This is a genomic window from Pseudomonas paraglycinae, assembly GCF_021601625.1.
Lineage (GTDB): Bacteria > Pseudomonadota > Gammaproteobacteria > Pseudomonadales > Pseudomonadaceae > Aquipseudomonas > Aquipseudomonas paraglycinae.
In genome coordinates, this window is record NZ_BQHR01000012.1 from 88,013 (window position 1) to 108,836 (window position 20,824).

Here is a 20,824-nt window from a genome sequence, read left to right on the forward strand (position 1 = left end):
GATCAACGCTCAAGCAGGATCCGCAGCATGCGACGCAGCGGTTCGGCCGCGCCCCACAGCAGTTGGTCGCCGACGGTGAAAGCACCGACGAACTGCGAACCCATGTTCAGCTTGCGCAGACGACCAACCGGTACGTTCAGGGTGCCGGTGACTTTCGTCGGGCTCAGCTCCTGCATGCTGATATCGCGGTTGTTCGGCACCAGCTTGACCCAAGGGTTGTGCTGGCTGATCAGCCCTTCGATGTCGGCGATCGGCACGTCTTTGTTCAGCTTGATGGTCAGCGCCTGGCTGTGGCAACGCATGGCGCCGATGCGCACGCAGATGCCGTCGACCGGGATCGGGCTCTTGAAGCGACCGAGGATCTTGTTGGTCTCGGCCTGGGCCTTCCACTCTTCGCGGCTCTGGCCGTTCGGCAGTTCCTTGTCGATCCACGGGATCAGGCTGCCGGCCAGCGGTACGCCGAAGTTTTCGGTCGGGTACGCGTCGCTGCGCATGGCTTCGGCCACACGACGGTCAATGTCGAGGATCGCGCTGGCAGGATCGGCCAATTGATCGGCGACAGCGGCGTGGGTCGCGCCCATCTGCTTGATCAGTTCACGCATGTTCTGCGCGCCGGCACCAGAGGCCGCCTGATAGGTCATGGCGCTCATCCACTCGACCAGACCGGCCTCGAACAGACCGCCCAGGCCCATCAGCATCAGGCTGACGGTGCAGTTGCCGCCGATGTAGTTCTTGGTGCCCGCGTCGAGCTGCTGATCGATGACCTTGCGGTTGACCGGATCGAGGATGATCACGGCGTCGTCGTTCATCCGCAGGCTCGAGGCCGCGTCGATCCAGTAACCCTGCCAGCCGGCTTCGCGCAGCTTCGGGAATACTTCGCTGGTGTAGTCGCCGCCCTGGCAGGTCAGGATCACGTCGAGGGTCTTCAGCTCTTCAATGCTGTAAGCGTCCTTGAGCGGAGCAATGTCCTTGCCCACGGACGGGCCTTGGCCACCGACATTGGAAGTGGTGAAAAACACCGGCTCGATAAGATCGAAATCCTGCTCTTCCAGCATCCGCTGCATGAGCACGGAACCGACCATGCCGCGCCAACCGATCAGACCTACACGTTTCATCGCAACTACACCTTCTTGAAAAGTGGGCCGCTGCTTTGTATTGAATTTCGCAGCGGGCCCGAGAGATTACAGATTCCGCAGCGCGGCGACTACTGCGTCACCCATTTCCTGCGTACCGACTTTAGTGCAACCGGTCGAAAAGATGTCGCCGGTGCGCAGACCCTGATCCAGCACCACGCTGACCGCTTTCTCGATGGCATCCGCCGCTTCGTGCAGATTGAAGCTGTAACGCAGCATCATCGATACCGACAGAATGGTCGCCAGCGGGTTGGCGATGCCTTTGCCCGCGATGTCCGGCGCCGAACCGTGGCAAGGCTCGTACATGCCCTTGTTGTTGGCATCCAGCGAGGCCGACGGCAGCATGCCGATGGAGCCGGTGAGCATCGACGCTTCGTCGGACAGGATGTCGCCGAACATGTTGTCGGTGACGATCACGTCGAACTGCTTCGGTGCACGCACCAGTTGCATCGCGGCGTTGTCGACATACATGTGGCTCAGCTCAACGTCCGGGTAATCCTTGGCGACCTGCTCGACCACTTCACGCCACAGTTGGCTGGACGCCAGTACGTTGGCCTTGTCCACCGAGCACAGTTTCTTGCCACGCACGCGGGCCATGTCGAAACCGACACGGGCGATACGGCGGATTTCGCTTTCGCTGTACGGCAGCGTGTCGTAAGACTGGCGCTCGCCGTTTTCCAGAGTACGGGTACCGCGCGGCGCGCCGAAGTAGATGCCGCCGGTCAGCTCACGGACGATCAGGATGTCCAGGCCGGCAACGATTTCCGGCTTCAGGCTCGAAGCGTCGGCCAGTTGCGGGTACAGGATCGCCGGACGCAGGTTGCCGAACAGGCCCAGTTGCGCGCGGATTTTCAGCAGGCCGCGTTCAGGGCGGATGTCACGTTCGATGGTGTCCCATTTCGGGCCACCCACGGCGCCCAGCAAAACGGCATCGGCAGCGCGAGCGCGGTCGAGGGTTTCGTCGGCCAGCGGCACGCCGTGCTTGTCGATGGCGGCACCACCGATCACGTCATGGCTCAGCTCGAAGCCCAGGCTGTACTTGTCGTTGGCCAGCTCCAGCACCTTGACCGCTTCGGCCATGATTTCCGGACCAATACCGTCGCCTGGGAGAATCAGAATCTGCTTGCTCATGCTTTCCTCGTGTCTTCAGTCGGTGCGCCATCGACGGGCGCGCCCGGAAAAATACTTATCGTTTCAGGATTACTTTTCAGCCCAGAGCACCAGTACATCTGTACTGAACGAACCATCGGCCTCAATCTCAAAATATTCGCGCACTTCGTTGCCCATCGATTGCTGCAACTGGCGGATCGCGGCGCGCATCACTTCGGGTGTGCGCATGCGCTCGACCCAGCTGTTGTACTCCAGACGCAGGCGCTGACGCGTGGTGCTGCGGGTGTGCAGACCAGCCTCGCTGACCTGGCGCAACCACTCACCGGCCGAATAATCGCGGACATGGCTGGTGTCGCGCAGCACTTCGACGCTCTGCAAATAGGTGTCGAACAGCGGACTGCCCGGCGACAGTACATCGATGAACGCCGCCACGCCGCCCGGTTTCAGCACCCGGCGCACTTCGCGCAAGGCCACGCCGAGATCGCTCCAATGGTGCGCCGAATAACGGCTGAACACGAAGTCGAACTCGCCATCGGCGAACGGCAGACGCTCGGCGGCGCCGTTGACCGTGGACACGTTGCTCAAACCGCGATCAACGGCAGCGGCGGCCACCACGTCGAGCATCTGCTGCGACAGGTCATAGGCCACCACTTCTTTCACCAACGGGGCGACGTGAAAACTCACGTGACCGGCGCCGCAACCCAGGTCCAGCACCCGAGCCTCGCCCTGCCCCGTCAGTTCAGCCTGCAGCAGCGCAAATTCAGTGCCTTGAGCGTGAACGGCGCTGCTCAGGTAGGCGGCGGCCTGTTCACCGAATTGCTTTTGTACAACCTGACTGTGGGCGGTGCTGGTCATGGGTACGTCCTTTTCTGGGTTTCAACCTTTCAGATTCACGCGTCGCGGAACAACCAAGGCTGGCTCGCGCGATGCTTGGCTTCAAACGCGGCAATCGCATCGCCGTCCTGCAGGGTCAGGCCGATGTCGTCCAGGCCGTTGAGCAGGCAGTGTTTGCGGAAGGCGTCGATCTCGAAGCGGTAGACCTTGCCGTTCGGGCTGGTGACGGTCTGCTCGTGCAGATCGATCTGCAACTGATAGCCCGGCGCGGCTTCGACCTGCTTGAACAGCTCGTCGACTTCGGCGTCGCTCAGGATGATCGGCAGCAAGCCGTTCTTGAAGCTGTTGTTGAAGAAGATGTCGGCATAGCTCGGCGCGATGATGCTGCGGAAACCGTACTCTTCCAGCGCCCATGGCGCGTGTTCACGGCTGGAGCCGCAACCGAAGTTCTCGCGGGCCAGCAACACGCTGGCGCCTTGATAACGCTCGGCGTTGAGCACGAATTCCTTGTTCAGTGGACGCTTGGAGTTGTCCTGATAGGGCTGACCCACATCGAGGTAACGCCACTCGTCGAACAGGTTCGGACCGAAACCGGTGCGCTTGATCGACTTCAGAAACTGCTTCGGAATGATCTGGTCGGTGTCGACGTTGGCACGATCCAGAGGCGCGACGAGACCAGTGTGCTGGGTAAAAGCTTTCATGCTGCGCTCCTTTAGATCAATTCACGAACGTCGATGAAACGACCGTTCACCGCCGCCGCAGCGGCCATGGCCGGGCTGACGAGGTGGGTACGGCCACCGGCGCCCTGACGGCCTTCGAAGTTACGGTTGGAGGTCGAGGCGCAATGTTCGCCGGACTCCAAACGGTCCGGGTTCATCGCCAGACACATCGAGCAACCCGGCTCGCGCCATTCGAAACCGGCTTCGAGGAAGATCTTGTCCAGACCTTCGGCCTCGGCCTGCGCCTTTACCAGACCCGAGCCCGGCACCACGATGGCCTGTTTGATGGTCGACGCAACCTTGCGGCCCTTGGCGATCACCGCCGCAGCGCGCAAGTCTTCGATCCGCGAGTTGGTGCAGGAGCCGATGAATACGCGGTCGAGCTGAATGTCGGTGATCGCCTGATTGGCGGTCAAACCCATGTATTTCAAGGCGCGGACGATCGAGTCGCGCTTGACCAGATCCATCTCTTTAGCCGGGTCCGGCACGTTCTGATCAACGGCCAAGACCATTTCCGGCGAAGTGCCCCAGCTGACCTGCGGCTTGATCTGCGTGGCGTCGAGCTCGACCACGGTGTCGAAATGCGCGTCGGCGTCGGACACCAGGTCTTTCCAGGATTCGACCGCCAGATCCCACTCGGCACCTTTCGGTGCGAAAGGACGACCCTTGACGTAATCCACGGTCTTCTGGTCCGCCGCTACCAGGCCCACGCGGGCGCCGGCTTCGATGGACATGTTGCAGATGGTCATGCGGCCTTCGATGGACAGGTCGCGAATCGCGCTGCCGGCGAATTCGATGGCATGGCCGTTACCGCCGGCGGTGCCGATCTTGCCAATGACGGCGAGGACGATGTCCTTGGCGGTCACGCCGAACGGCAACTGGCCTTCGACGCGCACCAGCATGTTCTTCATTTTCTTGGCGACCAGGCACTGAGTGGCGAGCACGTGCTCGACCTCGGAGGTGCCGATCCCGTGAGCCAAGGCGCCGAACGCGCCGTGGGTCGAGGTGTGCGAGTCGCCGCAGACCACGGTCATGCCCGGCAAGGTCGCGCCCTGCTCCGGGCTGATCACGTGAACGATGCCCTGGCGCACGTCGTTCATCTTGAATTCGACGATGCCGTATTCATCGCAGTTGTCGTCGAGGGTCTGAACCTGCAAACGCGAGACCTGGTCGGCAATGGCTTCGATGCCGCCCTTGCGCTCCGGGGTGGTCGGTACGTTGTGGTCCGGGGTGGCGATGTTGGCATCGATGCGCCACGGCTTGCGCCCGGCCAGACGCAGGCCTTCGAAGGCTTGCGGCGAGGTCACTTCGTGGATGATGTGACGATCGATATAGATCAGCGCCGAGCCATCGTCGCGCTGCTTGACCAAATGCGAATCCCAGAGCTTGTCGTAGAGCGTTTTGCCGGCCATCAGACGGTTCCTCATCAGCTTGTTTCTATGCCCTGGGCTTATCAATAACCCTTTGGCTTGTGAGGCCGATCCTATGGGGTTAGATTAAATAACTCAAATTCATATTTTTTATGCTTTGGATAACCAACTGGAATACAAACATGGACCTGGCCAACCTCAATGCTTTTATCGCGATTGCCGAGACGGGAAGCTTCTCCGGTGCCGGTGAACGGCTGCACCTGACGCAACCGGCGATCAGCAAACGCATCGCCGGGCTGGAGCAGCAATTGAATGTGCGGCTGTTCGACCGGCTCGGTCGTGAAGTAGGCCTGACCGAGGCGGGCCGGGCCCTGCTGCCAAGGGCTTACCAGATTCTCAACGTGCTCGATGACACCCGTCGCGCCCTGACCAACCTGACCGGTGAAGTCACCGGTCGACTGACTTTGGCCACCAGTCACCACATCGGCCTGCACCGCTTGCCGCCCTTATTGAGGGAATACACCCGCCGCTACCCACAGGTGGCGCTGGATATTCAGTTCCTCGACTCGGAAGTGGCCTACGAAGAAATTCTCCATGGCCGGGCGGAACTGGCGGTCATCACCCTGGCGCCGGAGCCGCATACGCTGGTCAAGGCCACGCCAGTCTGGGATGACCCGCTGGATTTCGTGGTCGCCCCGGAGCATTCATTGATCAGCAACGGCGCCGTCACATTGGCGGACATTGCCGGCCATCCGGCGGTTTTCCCCGGCGGCAACACCTTTACCCACCATATTGTCCAACGGCTGTTCGAGGCTCAGGGGCTGACGCCGAACATCGCCATGAGCACCAACTACCTGGAAACCATCAAGATGATGGTGTCGATCGGCCTGGCCTGGAGCGTTTTGCCGCGCACGATGCTCGATGAACAGGTGGCGCGCATACCTTTACCGGGCATACAGCTCAGTCGCCAGCTAGGCTATATCCTGCACACTGAAAGGACGCTGTCGAATGCTGCACGGGCGTTTATGGCCCTGCTGGACGCTCAAATCGATCTGCCAGGGACTCTCGGCTAACTTGTGCTACTCCTATAGAGCTGCCGTCCCTGTGCCTAACGCCCAAATCAGCTCAAGGCCCCTTAACAATGCCGAAATCTGTTGACCGTATTCCGCCGATGCCGCGTATTCAGGCCATTGATCCACGGCGATCCGAGCAGAGCTGGGAGAGCGCGCCGCAATTGCTCGCGGCGCTCAACGGTGCCCGCCTCGGCGCCTGGTACTGGGACATCGAGCGCGGGCAGATCAGTTGGTCGCGCGGCACTCAGGCCTTGTTCGGCTTCGATCCGCGGCAACCGCTGCCCGAAGACCTGGAATACCTCGACCTGCTGCCACCGGAAGACCGGGCGAAAACCATCCGTGCCTTCCACGCCGTGATTGCCGGTGCGCCGCTGGAACAGGCGATGCACCACCGCATCCGCTGGCCCGACGGCAGCCTGCACTGGCTGGAGATCAACGGAAGCCTGTTGCCGGACAAACACGGTCGCCCCCGAATGATCGGGGTGATCCGCGAAATCACCCACCAGCGGCAACGGGAACAGGCGCTCAGCAGTTCGGAGAAACGTTTTGCGACACTGTTTCACCTGTGCCCGAACATGGTACTGCTGACCCGTCAGGAAGACGGCCTGATCAGCGAGGCCAACCAGTATTTCGAAAGCCTGTTCGGCTGGCCGGTGCAGAGCGCCATCGGTCGCACCACCCTGGAACTGGGCCTGTGGGTGCATCCCGAGCAACGGGCCGAGCTGGTCAAGAAGACCAAGGCCAAGGGCGAACTGATCAGCATGGAGGTGCAGTTCCGCGCCAGCAACGGCCAGATCCACGACGGCATTCTCAGCGCGCAAAAGGTCGAACTCGAAGGCCAGCCGTACTTGCTCAGCACCTTTCTCGACACCACCGAGCGCAAAGCCGCCGAACATGCCCTGAAAGACAGTCAGGAACGCCTCGACCTGGCGCTGGATTCGGCGCAGCTCGGCACCTGGGACTGGCACATTCCCAGCGGCATGCTCTATGGCTCGGCCCGCGCTGCGCAATTACACGGTCTGGAGCCAAAACCGTTCCATGAGTCGTTCGAAGAGTTCTTCGAGGGCGTCCCCGGCGAAGAGCGCGACAGCATGCGCGACGCCTATCGCAGCCTGCGCGAAGGCCCGGCCGGCAATTATCAGCTGACTTACCGCGTGCAATTGCCGGACGGCAGCTCGCGCTATCTGGAAAGCCGCGCCCGCCTCTATCGCGACGACAACGGCGTACCGTTGCGGATGGCCGGCACCCTGCTGGACATCACCGATCAGGTTGAACGCGAGCAACGGCTGGTGGCTTCGGAAGAGAAATTCGCCACACTGTTCCAGGTCAGCCCTGATCCAATCTGCGTGACCCGACAGGAAACCGGGGAATTCATCGAGATCAACTCCAGTTTCTCCCAGACCTTCGGCTGGAGCGCCAGCGATGTGATCGGCCATACCGCCGAAGAAATCGGCCTGTGGGACGCCTCCGCGAAAAGCCTGCAACGCATCGAACGGGTGATCCGCGAACAGGGCCTGAGCAATGTTGCGATCATCGTCCAGCACAAGGACGGTCAGTCGCTGACCTGCGTGATCTCCAGCCGGCAGATCAGCGTCGGCAACCAGCCGTGCATCGTTACCACATTGCGCGACATCACCCAGCAACAGCGCTCGGAAGCGGCGCTCAAGGCCAGCGAAGAGAAATTCGCCAAGGCGTTCCACTCCAGCCCCGACGCCATCACCATCACCGAGCGCGACACCGGACGTTATCTTGAGGTCAACGACGGTTTCTGCCGCCTCACCGGCTACCGCGCCGACGAAGTGGTGGGCAAAACCGTGTATCAGGTCGGTATCTGGGCCGAGGAAAAACAACGCTCGGCACTGCTCGCCGAGCTGCAGATCAAGGGCCGCGTGCACCATCAGGAAATGCTCGGGCGCAACAAGCGCGGCGAGATCCTGACGGTGGAAGTCTCGGTCGAACCGATCACTCTCAACGAAACCGCCTGCCTGCTGCTCACCGCCCGGGACGTCAGCCTGCTGAAGAACGCCGAGGCGCAGATTCGCCACCTGGCCTATCACGATCCGCTGACCAACCTGCCCAACCGCGCACTGCTGATGGATCGCCTGAGCCAGCAGATCGCCCTGCTCAAGCGCCACAACCTGCGCGGGGCGCTGCTGTTTCTCGATCTGGATCACTTCAAGCACATTAATGACTCGCTGGGGCACCCGGTCGGCGACACGGTGCTGAAAATCATCACCGCGCGGCTTGAAGCCAGCGTGCGCATGGAAGACACAGTGGCGCGGCTCGGTGGCGATGAATTCGTGGTGTTGCTCAGTGGGTTGGAAGGCACGCGCAACGAAGTCAGCGCCCAGGTACGCGAGCTGGCCGACACCATTCGCGAACTGCTGTCAGAGCCGATGTTCCTCGACGGCCAGCGCCTGCAAGTGACGCCGAGCATCGGCGTGGCGCTGATTCCCGATCACGGCTCGACCCCGACCGACCTGCTCAAACGCGCCGATATTGCGCTGTACCGGGCCAAGGATTCGGGGCGCAACACCACGCAGATGTACCACAACACCATGCAAAAGGCGGCCAGCGAACGGCTGCGCATGGAGACCGACCTGCGCCTGGCGCTGTCCCGGGGCGAGTTCGACGTGCACTACCAACCGCAAATCGACGCCCGGGACAACCGCATCATCGGCGCCGAAGCCCTGGTACGCTGGAATCACCCGGAACTCGGCGCGCAATCGCCCACCGAATTCATCAAGGTGCTGGAGGACAGCGGGCTGATTCTGGAAGTCGGCACCTGGATCCTCGATGAGGCGTGCGAAGCCTTCAAGCAATTGATCGCCGAAAAACTGATCGACCCTCTGGCCTTCAGCCTGTGCGTGAACATCAGCCCCCGGCAGTTCCGCCAGAACGACTTCGTCGAGCGCATCGAGCGCAGCATGAGCAGCCACGGCCTGCCCTGCTCCTTGCTGAAACTGGAAATCACCGAAGGCATCGTCATTCAGAATCTGGAAGACACCATCAGCAAAATGCGTCGTCTGAAAAAACTCGGCGTGAGTTTCGCTATGGACGATTTCGGCACCGGCTATTCATCGCTGACCTACCTGAAACGATTGCCGGTGGACACGCTGAAGATCGATCAGTCGTTCATCCGCGACGCCACCACCGACCCCAACGACGCCGAAATCATCCGCGCCATCGTCGCCATGGCCCGCAGCCTGGAACTGGAAGTGATCGCCGAAGGCGTGGAAACCCCGGAACAGCTGGCCTTCCTGCAAGGGTTGGGCTGCCATTTGTATCAGGGTTATCTGCACAGCCGGCCGTTGCCGCTGGAAGGGTTGAAGGGATTGCTGAAATGACCCGACACCTGCGATTGCTTGTCGCAAGTATTGACCCAGCCCGGTAATTGCCAGGGTTGGCGGCAACCTGTAGGGTCGCGTTTTTTCGCGCTGTTTCGAGATCGATCATGCAGGATGCAACCCTCCCCCGCCCGGCCCTGCTGGGCATTGACCTTGGCACCACCAACAGTTTGATCGCCGTCTGGCAGGACGGTCAGGCCCGATTGATCCCCAACGCCCTCGGCGAGGTACTGACCCCTTCGGTGGTCAGCCTCGATGAAGACGAGACCATTCTGGTCGGCAAAGCCGCACGCGCACGCCTGACGACCCACCCGGAACGAACAGCCGCCGCGTTCAAGCGATTCATGGGCAGCGACCGGCAGATCGAACTCGGCACCAAAACCTTCAGCCCCGAAGAGTTATCGGCACTGGTGCTGGGCTCACTCAAGCAGGACGCCGAAGCCTTTCTCGGTCATCCGGTTTCTGAAGCGGTGATTTCCGTGCCGGCGTATTTCAGTGACGAGCAACGCAAACGCACGCTGTTCGCCGCCGAACTGGCGGGCCTGAAGGTTTCCCGACTGATCAACGAGCCGACCGCCGCTGCAATGGCGTACGGGCTGCACGAGCAAAAATTCGAACGCACGCTGATCTTCGATCTGGGCGGCGGGACGTTCGATGTCACGGTGCTGGAATATGCGTTGCCGCTGATTGAAGTGCATGCGTCCACCGGTGACAACTTTTTGGGTGGGGAGGACTTTACCGAGGCCTTGCTGCAAGCATGCCTCAAGGCGTGGCAGCTCACCCCGGCGCACATTGAAGCCCAGAATCTCGCCAGCCTTTGCGACAACCTTGAACAGCTCAAGTGCAAGCTCTCTGAAGGCACTCAAAGCCTGAACTGGCGCAATGGGGAGAGTTCGTATGAATGGTCGCTGGACGAAACCGGCGCCGTAAAGATCTGGGAACCACTTCTGGCCCGTTTGCGCGCACCGATCGAGCAAGCCCTGCGTGATGCCCGCCTCAAACCCCGAGATCTCGACAGCCTGGTGTTGGTGGGCGGTGCCACACGGATGCCGGCGGTGCAGCAAATGGTGGCCACGCTGTTCGGACGCCTGCCTTATCGACACCTCGATCCGGACACGATTGTCGCACTGGGTGCGGCGACGCAAGCGGCCTGCAAGGCGCGGGACGGTGCGGTTGAAGAACTGATCCTGACCGATGTCTGCCCTTACACACTGGGAATTTCGACCAACCGTGGTGAAGGTATCAGCGGCGCTTTTTCACCGATCATCGAGCGTAATACCATTATTCCAACATCCAGGGTGCAACGCTTTTACACCACGCATCCACAGCAGGAGACCATTCGCATCGCGGTCTACCAGGGCGAACGCCCTTGGGTGCGCGATAACATTTTCATTGATGCTTTCGACGTACCGGTAACGGCGAGCGAACAGATCCAGGCTCTGGACGTGCGTTTCAGCTACGACATCAACGGATTGCTTGAAGTCGACGTCAACTTGCTGGACAGCGGTGAACGTCACAGCCACAGCATTGATCGAAGCCCGACCGGGCTCGACGAACAATCGCGACAAAACAGTCACGAGCGACTCGCCACCCTGAAAATCCACCCCCGAGACGCCCTTCCAAACCGGACGCTACTGGCCCGGCTGGAGCGTGCGTGGACGCAAAGCCTGGGGGACGAACGCGAACGCATTGCCGATTGGCTGGACACGTTCACCACCGTGCTCGGCAGCCAGCAATCGGAAGAGATTGCCAGCCGCCGGTCACAACTCAACAAGGCTCTGGATCAACTTCGCCTCTAACCGTTCAGCCGTCGCAGCGTGGCCTGCAAACCGCCGGGCAGTGTGTCTTCACCGACGCTGTCCGGTGGCACGCCGTACCGATTGGGCAACGTGTCACCGGGAAATCCGAACAATACCAGCGGCAAGAAAGGCAGTACCGGCGACAACACTGCGATGATCAGCAAGGTGGGAATCCCTCGCCCCATATCATGCAGGCGACGCAAAATCGCGCCAAGCAGGAACGCTGCGCCCAACAACATAACGATGATTCCGGCCAGCGGCGTACCGCTGAGCAACGCCGCCAAAGGCGTGATCAGCATAGCGCCAATCACCTGCCAGATGAATGCGCCTCGGCCCAACCGCGAGCCCAAACGCCAGAACGCTGAAGCCGGCGTCGGGCAGGTGTCGCTTTTGGCCTGCAACAAACGCTCACTCCACGACAACAGCGCGCTGAAGGCAAAACGCAGACCGAGGCCATTCTCGGGATTGTCCTTGGCTCGTTGCATACGCAGCAGCATTTTCTGCCGCGGCACACCGGCACTGCCGTAACGCACCAATCCCTTGAGCACATCCACGGCCAGGCCGAAAGCATCACTGTTGATCCCTTCTTCCTCCAGAAGCGCTGAAGGTGGATGCGGCGGCTCACCCTTGATCAAACCGTGGCGGAAACCATCGAACCAGTCCTGTGGATTGACGACCTCGGTAATCCTGTCGAGCAGGTATTTTCGCTGTTGGGCATCCAGCAGAGGATCGTGATACAGCACGCCCCCCAGCAGCATGCGCCCGAGCAAATCGTCATCGAACGCCTTGATATCGCTGCGCATGCACTCGAACAAGCGGTCATTGCTCAGCAACCGCGCACTGTCGAGCGCCTCCTGAGCGCTCAACAGCTGACGGGCAAGCATGGCATGCACCGGATCTGCCGCTTGCAGCCACCCGAGCAGACCGCTGGCACTGCCCTGTTCGCGATTCAACCGGCAGAGCAACGGTTGCAAACGCGCCAGAGGATGCCCCCGCTCTATATTCATCGAGTCGACGCAGTGAGCCGACTGCGCGCCCAGCCAGCGCACCGGCTGGTCGAGCGTCGCCAGCAGATAAAGGGCCTGACGATGCCATTCCCACACATCGCAACGACCATCGATAGCGGGAAGCAACATGCCCTGCCCGGCGAGTTGTGCCTGCAACTTCAGTCCGTCGAGCAGCGCGCCTTGCTTGCCGAGGCCGAATGCCTCATCCAGTCGGGCCAACGAACGAGCGTCGTAGGCTCGCAGGCGACGCATCCACAGCAGACAAAGCGCCAGCGGTTCGCCCTTCTGCAACACCGGCTCAAGTACCGGTTGCGCTGAATTGCTCGCCAGAAATGCTTTCAGTGCCAGCGGAATCGGTGCCTGGGTCAACCAGCAGATTTGCTGGTCGGCCTGATACTTGAAGCCTTCCAACACCAACTGTTCAAGAATGTCCGAAGCCTGCGGCGCCTCCATGATTCGTTGCAGCAATGGAACGTCACCCCGGTGCAGCGCCCAGGCGTACTGGTACAGCGTCTGCAGTCGCGGGTCATCGCTGGCGACGATCAGAGATGCCAATAACGGTAATTCATCACCACTGATGCGCCATTCGACGAAGGCATCGGCAATGTCATGCAGCTCAAGCTGTCGGGCGCGAAACCAGCGACCCAGTGTTTCCGGACGCTGCGAAGGGCTGCCGTATTCCTGGGTGACATCACCCAGGTCATCGGACCAGTCGCGGAAATTCTCGAGGCGATCAAATGCCTGAATCAACAACGGCAAACGCTGGGGTTGATGACGCGCGCACAGGGCCAGGAGCCAGTCCGCGGCTTTCGGGTGCTGATGCTCTCGCCAGAGACGCACCCAAGCCTGTAAAGCCAATTCTTCCATGCCCAAGGCGCTGCGCTGGCACGCCAGCAGATAGAGCCAGTCAACATCCATCGGCGCAAGCCGATGCTGCTCATTGATGATTTCGAGAAAGCCTTTGCTGGCGATGCCGGCCTGACTGAACTGGATGGCCAGACGCTGCAGCAAACCGTCGTCCGGCGGTAGCGGTACGCAGGTGTGAAGGTTGGCGAAATAACGGTAATCATCCAGTGACGCATTACGGTGGAGATGATTCAGCGTACGCAAAAACCATAGCGTTTCCAGTTGCGCGACGACTGGCCATTCGCTCATCAACGATGTATCGAAAGGATCCGCCGCCTCGATACGCTGCAAAAATTCGTCGACATGCCGGGCATTTTCGAAATCCAGATCGAGCATCCGACTTGCCCAGCCCATGCGTTGAGCGAGCAAGCGTGCGCAGACGTGGGAAATAGGTCCTGCATCGAGCAACTCGCGCAGCAAAGGCCAGCAAACCTCATCCAAAACCTCAAGCGGCACTTGATCCAGCTCAAAAATGAAGACTTGCCACGCCGCAGGAGCGAATCGGCGCGCAGAATCATTGAGCAACGCCTCAAAGCCGCTCAAAAGCTGATCGCTGGCATTCAGCTCGGTGTCAGCCGGTGCATCTGCCTCGGGCTCTTCTTCTCGGGCAAAGCGCAGGGCGATTTCATAGGCTTCACGCAATGCCTGGAAACCTTCAGGGTCCGTTTCCGGATGGTGCTGTGGCAAACGCGCGCGATAGGCGCCACGAATGGCTTCATTGTCTTTGGTGGGCTCGATACCCAAGCGAATCCAGCAGCTCATGACCAGTCGAACTCCCCTAGAGACTCAGGGCGTTCCGGCAGATGCAGGGGCATGTCCCAAGGCAATTGTGCAAAAAGATCGCGAGCGTCGCGATCCAGCTTCCTGATCACCACCGTCGTGCCGACGTAATCACCCTGCCGGTCGTATTCGTGAGCCAGTTCCTCATCCTTGTTGCCGAGGCAATGCCAAAAGGCCTTGCCGATGACAAAACCGTTCAGATAACTGGTCCAACTGTCGTAGTAATACCGCGCACGCGCCGCCATGCGACCGTGCAACCAGAGGCTTTCGGTCAGGTCGATCCAACCGTGCAGCACTGCGGAGCGCAGCAGAAATCCCATACGCCCGATGTCCCAGGCGCGAATACCACCGGAGCCACATTCTCCGAACGTACGGCTGGCCAATTCGTAAAAAGCTCGTTGCCGGCTGTCGAGTGTTTCGATCAGCGCTTGCCACTCGGAAGGCAGGCAGCGTTCCCATTGACGATAGGCTTCGTTCAACTGTGTGGCGTGCCCGTTGTCGGCTGTGCGCAACATGTCTAATAGTTGCGGGCGCGTGGTAATGCCCCACCCTCCTTCGACATCGACGTGCTTGAGGTCGAAGCAATAGGTGGGTGCCGTGTAGTCGGCATCGGGATTTAGGGCAACCAAAGGTGCAGAAAGCGCATACAGCCAGCGCTGCTCCATCTCGTCCATGAAAAAGGCTCCGGGGCCGGTGAAAAATGAGGAGTGCCGGCCTTGTCGGCGCGGATTGTAAAGAGCCGGGAAACCAGCGGCAAACCCCGCGACGATTTTCCTGCGCCCACAAAAAAGGCCCCGACGTATCGGGGCCTTCATTCAGCGGCTTATCGCCCGTTCAGACGATTTGTTTCTGCAAGTGACTCAGTGTTGCAGTGCCGGCTGCGCTCCGTTGATCGGGATGCGCTTGGCTTTCGCCTCTTCCGGAATCACGCGCAACAGGTCGATGCTCAACAGACCGTTGCTCAGGCCGGCGGCCTTGATCTCGATGTGATCGGCCAGGCGGAAGGACAACTTGAATGCACGCTGGGCAATGCCCTGGTGCAGGAACGTGACGCCTTCGTTGGCATCACGCTTGCCGCCACTGATGGTCAGCACGCCTTTCTCGACTTGCAGTTCCAGGTCTTCTTCCTGGAAACCGGCCGCCGCCACGACGATGCGGTATTGATCGTCACCGTGTTTTTCCACGTTGTAAGGCGGATAGGTGCTGCCTGGCTCGTTGCGCAGGGCGGTTTCGAACAGGTCGTTGAAACGGTCGAAACCCACCGAGGAACGGAACAGTGGTGCGAGAGAAAATGCAGTACTCATGATTCAAATCTCCTGAAAACAATCAGCAAGTTTTTTTGTCTCCGCGACCCGAATTCGGCATCGCGTAACCCTTATATAGGGACCTGCGTTTTGTTTTCAAGAGCGTATTTACAGATTTTTTTCAGGCCGCTTCGGCGACCGGCAAACCCAGTAAACGCGAGACTTGATCCGGCTCGGTTTCACGCCGAAGCACGGTAAACAGCTCAACGGCCTCAGGGTAATTGCGGGTCAACATGGCCAACCACTGCTTCAAACGGCCCGGCGATTGGCGCGCGGTCATTTGTGCTTTGGCTTGCAACCAGAAATCCTGGATCAGTGGCATCAGTTCGGCCCAGGTCATCTCGACGACGTCCTCGCCGGCGCGGGCGGCGGCTATCTGCTTGGCCAGATCCGGGCGCGACACCAGACCGCGACCGAGCATGATGTCTTCTACGCCGCTGATTTCCCGGCAGCGGCGCCAGTCTTCGATGCTCCAGATGTCACCGTTGGCAAACACCGGCACCTTGACCACGTCCTGCACGCGCGGGATCCATTCCCAATGCGCTGGCGGCTTGTAGCCGTCGACCTTGGTCCGGGCGTGAACCACGATGTGCTCGGCACCGCCCTCGGCCAGCGCCGTGGCGCAGACCAGCGAGCCGTCCGGACTGTCGAAACCCAGCCGCATCTTGGCGGTAACCGGAATGTGTGCAGGAACGGCGCGACGCACGTGCTCGACGATCTGGTTGAGCAGCTCCGGCTCCTTGAGCAGTACCGCGCCACCACGGGATTTGTTGACCGTTTTTGCCGGACAACCGAAGTTCAGGTCGATCACTTCAGAACCGAGCTCGCAGGCCAGCGCCGCGTTTTCTGCCAGGCACACCGGATCGGAACCCAGCAATTGCACGCGCAGCGGCACGCCGGAAGCGGTGCGCGCACCGTTGAGCAGTTCAGGGCCGAACTTGTGGAAATAGGCCGGGGTCAGCAACTGATCGTTGACCCGAATGAACTCGGTCACGCACCAGTCAATACCGCCGACACGGGTCAGGACATCGCGCAGGATGTCGTCGACCAACCCTTCCATCGGCGCCAGAGCAATTTGCATGGGAAACACACACTCAAGGAAAAACGTGCGGCAGTTTACTGGGTTTCGCGGGTTAAACCCATGTCCGCCGTCTGTATGGCCGGGCCGTAGCCTTCGATGAACTCGGCGGGCATGCGCTTGGGCCTGCCGGTGGACAGTTCGATGCAGACGAAGGTGGTCTGGGCGCGCAGCAGCGTGGCGTTGTCGCTGGGGCGAATCAGCTGGAAGTGACGGGTCATTTTCAGGCGCTGATCCCAATCGACGATCCAGGTCGCCAGTTGCAGCTCGTCGCCTTCGTAGGCGGCGGCCAGGTAATCGATTTCGTGGCGCACAACGGCCATCGCCCGATCCAGACGCCGGTACTCGACCAGATCCAGACCCAGACGCTGTGAGTGGCGCCAGGCGCAGCGCTCGAGCCAGGTCACGTAGACCGCGTTGTTGGCGTGGCCCAGCCCGTCGATGTCCTCGGCGCCCACTTGCAGATCAATGGTAAACGGCGTTGCCCGATCCCAGCCCATGCCCTACTCCCGGTCAAATGATTCAACCGGGGCAGTGTAACGGATGACTAGGCCGATTGCCGCGCCTGAAGGCTGCGCCCGGCCAGCAGTGATAACACGCCATCAATCACCCGAGGGTCGGCCAGTACGCGTTGATGGCCGCCGGCTTCCAGACGCAGCAAGCGACTGTCGAACCAGGATTCGTGGATCAGTTGGGATTCCTTGACCGAGACGAAAGTGTCGTCTTCGGCATGCACGATCAGGCCCGGCATATCCAGTTGATAGTGAGCGACATCGAGCGTGGCGGCGCGCATGCCGACGTCTTGCTCGACCTGGCGAATGAACGCCGAACGAGCTCTGGGTGGCATGCCGACGTAACGGGCAAATCCGCGCAACACCCCGAGAATCCGCGCTGGAGCGGCAATGCTCACCAAGGTCTCGGTACGCAACCCCAGTTGCACAGCGAGCATGGCGCTGGCGCCGCCCATGGAGTGGCCGATGACCGCTTGCAGCGGTGGTAATTCGGCAGCGGCCTCAAGCATCGCACGAGCGAACAGCACGACATTGGCTTCACGCCCCGGTGAGCGGCCGTGGGCCGGACCATCAAGCGCGACTACGGTGTAGCCCGCTTCGACCAGCGCAGTGATCAATGCAGCAAACTGGGTGGGCCGCCCTTCCCAACCGTGCATCAGCAAGACAGTCGGGCCTTGCCCCCAACGCAGGGCCGAGAGACCGAAACGCAAGGTAATGCGCTCGGATTTGGCCAGCAGCGGCAGTTCCCAGTCCCGCGGTGCATTCGCGCGCGGCGTCATGAACGCCAGCCGCATTTTGCTCGCCACCAGTTTCGGTGCGAACCAGCCCAAGGTGCCATTAACGCCGCGAACCCACTTCAACGTGCTCATCGCTCTCTCCTCGGGCTTGTAGCCTTCAGGTCAACGCACCGCCGACTTGGCAGCGCGCAGCAATCGATCGGATAAATCACCAGGTCCCAACGCCCTTGAGAGCGCCAGACCACCTACCATCAGGGCCACGTCGGCCAACGCTTTATCGATGTCTTCAGGGCTTGAAGCCAACTGCGCAATCATCAGTTCCAGGTGCTCGTTCAGCGCTATGCGGAATTCTTCCGGCAGCCGCCCAAGCTCGCCGATGGAGGCCGGAATCGGGCAGGCCGAATCGCTGGAATCGCGATGCTTGCGCGACAGGTAGAACGCCGCCACCAGGGCGCGGCGCTCTTCACCGGTCAGCTCGCTGTCCATGTCGGCAATCAGGTCGCGACGGCGACCGAGCAATTGCTTGAACGCCTCAAGCATCATTGCGTCCTTGCTTTCGAAGTGGGCGTAGAAGCCACCGACGGTCAGGCCGGCTGCACCCATCACTTCGCCCACGCTCGGTTCAGCCGGGCCGCGCTGGATCAGTGCAGCGCTGGCGGCCTTGAGAATGCGTTCGCGGGTTTGAGCTTTCTTGTCGTTCATCGTCGCCTCCGAATATTACGATAGCAATATTATTCTCATAATAATATTCCGCAAGTCACAAGCGTGACCGCTGGTCTGAAGCACAGTGTTAAGGAAAAAGAGGATTTGGCCAAACGCCAGACAAACAAAAGGGCCATTCAATAATTGAATGACCCTTATAAAATCCCGCAGAGCGGGTAATCGTGGCGTCCCCTAGGGGACTCGAACCCCTGTTACCGCCGTGAAAGGGCGGTGTCCTAGGCCACTAGACGAAGGGGACACAAACCTTCTATACAACTGATCAGCGCTGAGTACTGATCGATTCAAGGCCGGTGTGGCCAGACCTTGAACTGTAAATTGGTGGAGCTAAGCGGGATCGAACCGCTGACCTCCTGCATGCCATGCAGGCGCTCTCCCAGCTGAGCTATAGCCCCGGATTTTTCGCCTCTCGGCGGAGCGACATCTTGCAACATCGCTTCTGTAAAACTGGCGTCCCCTAGGGGACTCGAACCCCTGTTACCGCCGTGAAAGGGCGGTGTCCTAGGCCACTAGACGAAGGGGACGCAAACCCTTCTATACAACTGATCAACGCTGAGTGTTGATCGCTTCGAAGCCGGTGTGGCCAGGCTTCGAAGTTTAAATTGGTGGAGCTAGACGGGATCGAACCGTCGACCTCTTGCATGCCATGCAAGCGCTCTCCCAGCTGAGCTATAGCCCCTCATCGTTGATGTCATCGCTGAGGACGGGGCGAATCTTAAGGGCGTATCGAAAGGCTGTCAAACTTATTTTTGAAAAAAATCAAAATTTTTTGTCGGCATTACAATCACTTACCGCCCTCCCCCCGTAAATTCGGGGGAAAACACCGAAGGACAGGATCAAAAGATCCTGACCTTCGGTGCGTCCTGCAGAGTCAAACGCAATCAGGCGATGGCGCCCAACAGCTTTTCCCACTCTTTGTTTTCTTTCTTCGACACACCGCCCAGCAGGTCAATTGCCTGGCGCAGACGGAAACGGGTCAGGTCCGGCCCGAGGATTTCCATCGCATCGAGCACCGACACCGAACTCGCCTGCCCGGTGATCGCGGCAAACATCAGCGGCATTGCATCACGCAGCTTCAGCTCGAGGGATTCGACCACCGCCTGAATCGTCGCGGTGATGCTGTCTTTCTCCCACTGACGCAGGCTTTCCAGCTTCCACAGGATCAACTGCATCAGTTGACGAACCTGATCGCCCGAAAGCTTTTTCGATTCGAACAGCTTGGCATCCGGATTCACGCCACCGGCGAAGAAGAACCCGGCCAGCGGTGCAACCTGGCTGAAGGTTTCGACACGGCCCTGAACGTGCGGCGCGATCTTCATCATGTATTCGGAATTGAACGCCCACTTCTGCACGCGAGCGGCGAACTCTTCCACCGGCAGATCACGCAGCCACTGGCCGTTGAGCCACGACAGTTTCTCGATGTCGAAAATCGGCCCGCCCAGCGACACGCGCTTGAGGTCGAAGTTGTCGACCATTTCCTGCAGCGAGAACTTCTCGCGCTCGTCCGGCATCGACCAGCCCATGCGGCCCAGGTAGTTGAGCATCGCCTCAGGCATGAAGCCCATGCGCTCGTAGAACGTCACCGAAGTCGGGTTTTTGCGTTTGGACAGCTTGCTCTTGTCCGGGTTACGCAGCAGCGGCATGTAGCACAGCTCCGGTTGTTCCCAGCCGAAGTACTCGTAGAGCAGGATCAGTTTCGGCGCCGACGGCAGCCATTCTTCACCGCGCAGCACGTGGGTGATACCCATCAGGTGATCGTCAACCACGTTGGCCAGGAAGTACGTCGGCAGACCGTCGGTCTTCATCAGCACTTGCATGTCCATGCGATCCCACGGGATCTCGACGTCGCCACGCAGCATGTCCGGAACCACGCAGACGCCTTCGCTCGGCACCTTCATGCGGATCACGTGCGGCTCGCCGGCAGCCAGGCGACGGGCGACTTCTTCCTTGGACAGCAACAGCGCACGGCCGTCGTAACGCGGGGTTTCGCCGCGTGCCATTTGCTCGGCGCGCATCTGGTCCAGCTCTTCGGCGGTGCAGAAGCACGGGAAGGCGTGGCCCATGTCGACCAGTTGCTGGCAATACTTCTGGTAGATATCGCCGCGCTCGCTCTGACGGTACGGGCCGTGCGGGCCGCCAACGTCCGGGCCTTCGCTCCAGTCGATGCCCAGCCAGCGCAGGGCGTCGAAGATCTGCTGTTCGGACTCGCGGGTCGAACGCAACTGATCGGTGTCTTCGATCCGCAGGATGAACTCACCGCCGTGCTGCTTGGCAAAGCAGTAGTTGAACAGTGCGATGTAAGCGGTACCTACGTGGGGATCCCCGGTAGGCGATGGCGCGATGCGAGTGCGGACGGTGGTCATGGCATGTCTCGAAAAGAATGAAAAGCAAAGAA

The 20,824-nt window shown here is 60.4% G+C and carries 16 protein-coding genes and 4 tRNA genes; 3 read left to right on the forward strand and 17 right to left on the reverse strand.

Going from position 1 to position 20,824, the window contains the following annotated elements:
• Window positions 1-2 precede the first annotated feature (2 nt).
• The 5 genes from asd to leuC all read right to left on the reverse strand — a co-directional run bounded on the left by asd (window position 3) and on the right by leuC (window position 5,208).
• On the reverse strand, window positions 3-1,115 hold the full coding sequence (gene asd / locus L6D82_RS18880; RefSeq protein ID WP_003226428.1) for an aspartate-semialdehyde dehydrogenase: 1,113 nt from the start codon (window positions 1,113-1,115) through the stop codon (window positions 3-5).
• A 66-nt stretch (window positions 1,116-1,181) separates the two neighbouring features.
• Entirely contained in the window at window positions 1,182-2,264 is a 1,083-nt protein-coding gene (gene leuB / locus L6D82_RS18885; RefSeq protein WP_085655206.1) for a 3-isopropylmalate dehydrogenase, read from the reverse strand.
• Between the two features lie 69 nt (window positions 2,265-2,333).
• Window positions 2,334-3,098 carry a class I SAM-dependent methyltransferase gene (locus L6D82_RS18890; protein WP_085747833.1) on the reverse strand — a complete coding sequence of 255 codons (765 nt, stop codon included), beginning with the start codon at window positions 3,096-3,098 and terminating at the stop codon, window positions 2,334-2,336.
• A 35-nt stretch (window positions 3,099-3,133) separates the two neighbouring features.
• Window positions 3,134-3,778, reverse strand: a complete 645-nt coding sequence (leuD, locus tag L6D82_RS18895) for a 3-isopropylmalate dehydratase small subunit (RefSeq protein ID WP_007956446.1) — start codon at window positions 3,776-3,778, stop codon at window positions 3,134-3,136.
• An 11-nt stretch (window positions 3,779-3,789) separates the two neighbouring features.
• Entirely contained in the window at window positions 3,790-5,208 is a 1,419-nt protein-coding gene (leuC, locus tag L6D82_RS18900; RefSeq protein ID WP_011333350.1) for a 3-isopropylmalate dehydratase large subunit, read from the reverse strand.
• A 140-nt stretch (window positions 5,209-5,348) separates the two neighbouring features.
• Here leuC and L6D82_RS18905 point away from each other — a divergent pair, with 140 nt between their 5' ends.
• From L6D82_RS18905 to L6D82_RS18915, 3 genes are all read left to right on the forward strand, one after another.
• Window positions 5,349-6,239: a LysR family transcriptional regulator gene (locus tag L6D82_RS18905; protein ID WP_007956444.1), complete on the forward strand. Its 891-nt coding sequence runs from the start codon at window positions 5,349-5,351 to the stop codon at window positions 6,237-6,239.
• Between the two features lie 68 nt (window positions 6,240-6,307).
• On the forward strand, window positions 6,308-9,586 hold the full coding sequence (locus L6D82_RS18910) for a bifunctional diguanylate cyclase/phosphodiesterase (protein WP_085747835.1): 3,279 nt from the start codon (window positions 6,308-6,310) through the stop codon (window positions 9,584-9,586).
• Between the two features lie 107 nt (window positions 9,587-9,693).
• Window positions 9,694-11,385 carry a molecular chaperone HscC gene (locus tag L6D82_RS18915; RefSeq protein ID WP_236190950.1) on the forward strand — a complete coding sequence of 564 codons (1,692 nt, stop codon included), beginning with the start codon at window positions 9,694-9,696 and terminating at the stop codon, window positions 11,383-11,385.
• On the opposite strand, the gene L6D82_RS18920 is transcribed toward L6D82_RS18915, so the two are convergent.
• From L6D82_RS18920 to gltX, 12 genes are all read right to left on the reverse strand, one after another.
• Entirely contained in the window at window positions 11,382-14,060 is a 2,679-nt protein-coding gene (locus L6D82_RS18920) for a DUF805 domain-containing protein (protein WP_236190952.1), read from the reverse strand. The genes L6D82_RS18915 and L6D82_RS18920 overlap by 4 nt on opposite strands.
• On the reverse strand, window positions 14,057-14,752 hold the full coding sequence (locus L6D82_RS18925) for a DUF1266 domain-containing protein (RefSeq protein WP_236190954.1): 696 nt from the start codon (window positions 14,750-14,752) through the stop codon (window positions 14,057-14,059). The genes L6D82_RS18920 and L6D82_RS18925 overlap by 4 nt, the downstream gene beginning before the upstream one ends.
• 186 nt (window positions 14,753-14,938) lie before the next feature.
• Window positions 14,939-15,382: an Hsp20 family protein gene (locus L6D82_RS18930; protein ID WP_011333344.1), complete on the reverse strand. Its 444-nt coding sequence runs from the start codon at window positions 15,380-15,382 to the stop codon at window positions 14,939-14,941.
• A 121-nt stretch (window positions 15,383-15,503) separates the two neighbouring features.
• The gene (locus L6D82_RS18935) at window positions 15,504-16,463 is read right to left on the reverse strand and encodes a tRNA dihydrouridine synthase (protein WP_236190961.1); all 960 of its coding nucleotides are present in this window, start codon (window positions 16,461-16,463) and stop codon (window positions 15,504-15,506) included.
• A gap of 35 nt (window positions 16,464-16,498) precedes the next feature.
• The gene (locus L6D82_RS18940; protein ID WP_011333342.1) at window positions 16,499-16,960 is read right to left on the reverse strand and encodes an acyl-CoA thioesterase; all 462 of its coding nucleotides are present in this window, start codon (window positions 16,958-16,960) and stop codon (window positions 16,499-16,501) included.
• 47 nt (window positions 16,961-17,007) lie between these two features.
• Window positions 17,008-17,841 carry an alpha/beta fold hydrolase gene (locus tag L6D82_RS18945; RefSeq protein ID WP_115077202.1) on the reverse strand — a complete coding sequence of 278 codons (834 nt, stop codon included), beginning with the start codon at window positions 17,839-17,841 and terminating at the stop codon, window positions 17,008-17,010.
• Window positions 17,842-17,871: 30 nt separating this feature from the next.
• A complete protein-coding gene (locus tag L6D82_RS18950; protein ID WP_007956432.1) occupies window positions 17,872-18,411 on the reverse strand; it encodes a TetR/AcrR family transcriptional regulator in 540 nt (179 codons plus the stop codon).
• 183 nt (window positions 18,412-18,594) lie between these two features.
• Window positions 18,595-18,670 (reverse strand) — tRNA-Glu (locus L6D82_RS18955).
• Window positions 18,671-18,748: 78 nt separating this feature from the next.
• Window positions 18,749-18,824: transfer RNA gene (locus L6D82_RS18960), tRNA-Ala, on the reverse strand.
• Window positions 18,825-18,877: 53 nt separating this feature from the next.
• Window positions 18,878-18,953: transfer RNA gene (locus L6D82_RS18965), tRNA-Glu, on the reverse strand.
• 79 nt (window positions 18,954-19,032) lie between these two features.
• A tRNA-Ala gene (locus L6D82_RS18970) sits at window positions 19,033-19,108 on the reverse strand.
• A gap of 202 nt (window positions 19,109-19,310) precedes the next feature.
• Complete coding sequence (gene gltX / locus L6D82_RS18975; protein WP_007956429.1) at window positions 19,311-20,792, reverse strand: glutamate--tRNA ligase; 1,482 nt, start codon at window positions 20,790-20,792, stop codon at window positions 19,311-19,313.
• Window positions 20,793-20,824: the final 32 nt, after the last annotated feature.

Bases quoted from the DNA above. Each gene is read 5' to 3' on its own strand.
- leuD (WP_007956446.1), bottom strand. From the start codon at position 3,778: ATGAAAGCTTTTACCCAGCACACTGGTCTCGTCGCGCCTCTGGATCGT.
- L6D82_RS18920 (WP_236190952.1), bottom strand. From the start codon at position 14,060: ATGAGCTGCTGGATTCGCTTGGGTATCGAGCCCACCAAAGACAATGAA.
- gltX (WP_007956429.1), bottom strand. From the start codon at position 20,792: ATGACCACCGTCCGCACTCGCATCGCGCCATCGCCTACCGGGGATCCC.
- L6D82_RS18915 (WP_236190950.1), top strand. From the start codon at position 9,694: ATGCAGGATGCAACCCTCCCCCGCCCGGCCCTGCTGGGCATTGACCTT.
- asd (WP_003226428.1), bottom strand. From the start codon at position 1,115: ATGAAACGTGTAGGTCTGATCGGTTGGCGCGGCATGGTCGGTTCCGTG.
- leuB (WP_085655206.1), bottom strand. From the start codon at position 2,264: ATGAGCAAGCAGATTCTGATTCTCCCAGGCGACGGTATTGGTCCGGAA.
- L6D82_RS18935 (WP_236190961.1), bottom strand. From the start codon at position 16,463: ATGCAAATTGCTCTGGCGCCGATGGAAGGGTTGGTCGACGACATCCTG.
- L6D82_RS18940 (WP_011333342.1), bottom strand. From the start codon at position 16,960: ATGGGCTGGGATCGGGCAACGCCGTTTACCATTGATCTGCAAGTGGGC.
- L6D82_RS18950 (WP_007956432.1), bottom strand. From the start codon at position 18,411: ATGAACGACAAGAAAGCTCAAACCCGCGAACGCATTCTCAAGGCCGCC.
- L6D82_RS18930 (WP_011333344.1), bottom strand. From the start codon at position 15,382: ATGAGTACTGCATTTTCTCTCGCACCACTGTTCCGTTCCTCGGTGGGT.
- leuC (WP_011333350.1), bottom strand. From the start codon at position 5,208: ATGGCCGGCAAAACGCTCTACGACAAGCTCTGGGATTCGCATTTGGTC.
- L6D82_RS18945 (WP_115077202.1), bottom strand. From the start codon at position 17,841: ATGAGCACGTTGAAGTGGGTTCGCGGCGTTAATGGCACCTTGGGCTGG.
- L6D82_RS18910 (WP_085747835.1), top strand. From the start codon at position 6,308: ATGCCGAAATCTGTTGACCGTATTCCGCCGATGCCGCGTATTCAGGCC.
- L6D82_RS18890 (WP_085747833.1), bottom strand. From the start codon at position 3,098: ATGACCAGCACCGCCCACAGTCAGGTTGTACAAAAGCAATTCGGTGAA.
- L6D82_RS18905 (WP_007956444.1), top strand. From the start codon at position 5,349: ATGGACCTGGCCAACCTCAATGCTTTTATCGCGATTGCCGAGACGGGA.
- L6D82_RS18925 (WP_236190954.1), bottom strand. From the start codon at position 14,752: ATGGACGAGATGGAGCAGCGCTGGCTGTATGCGCTTTCTGCACCTTTG.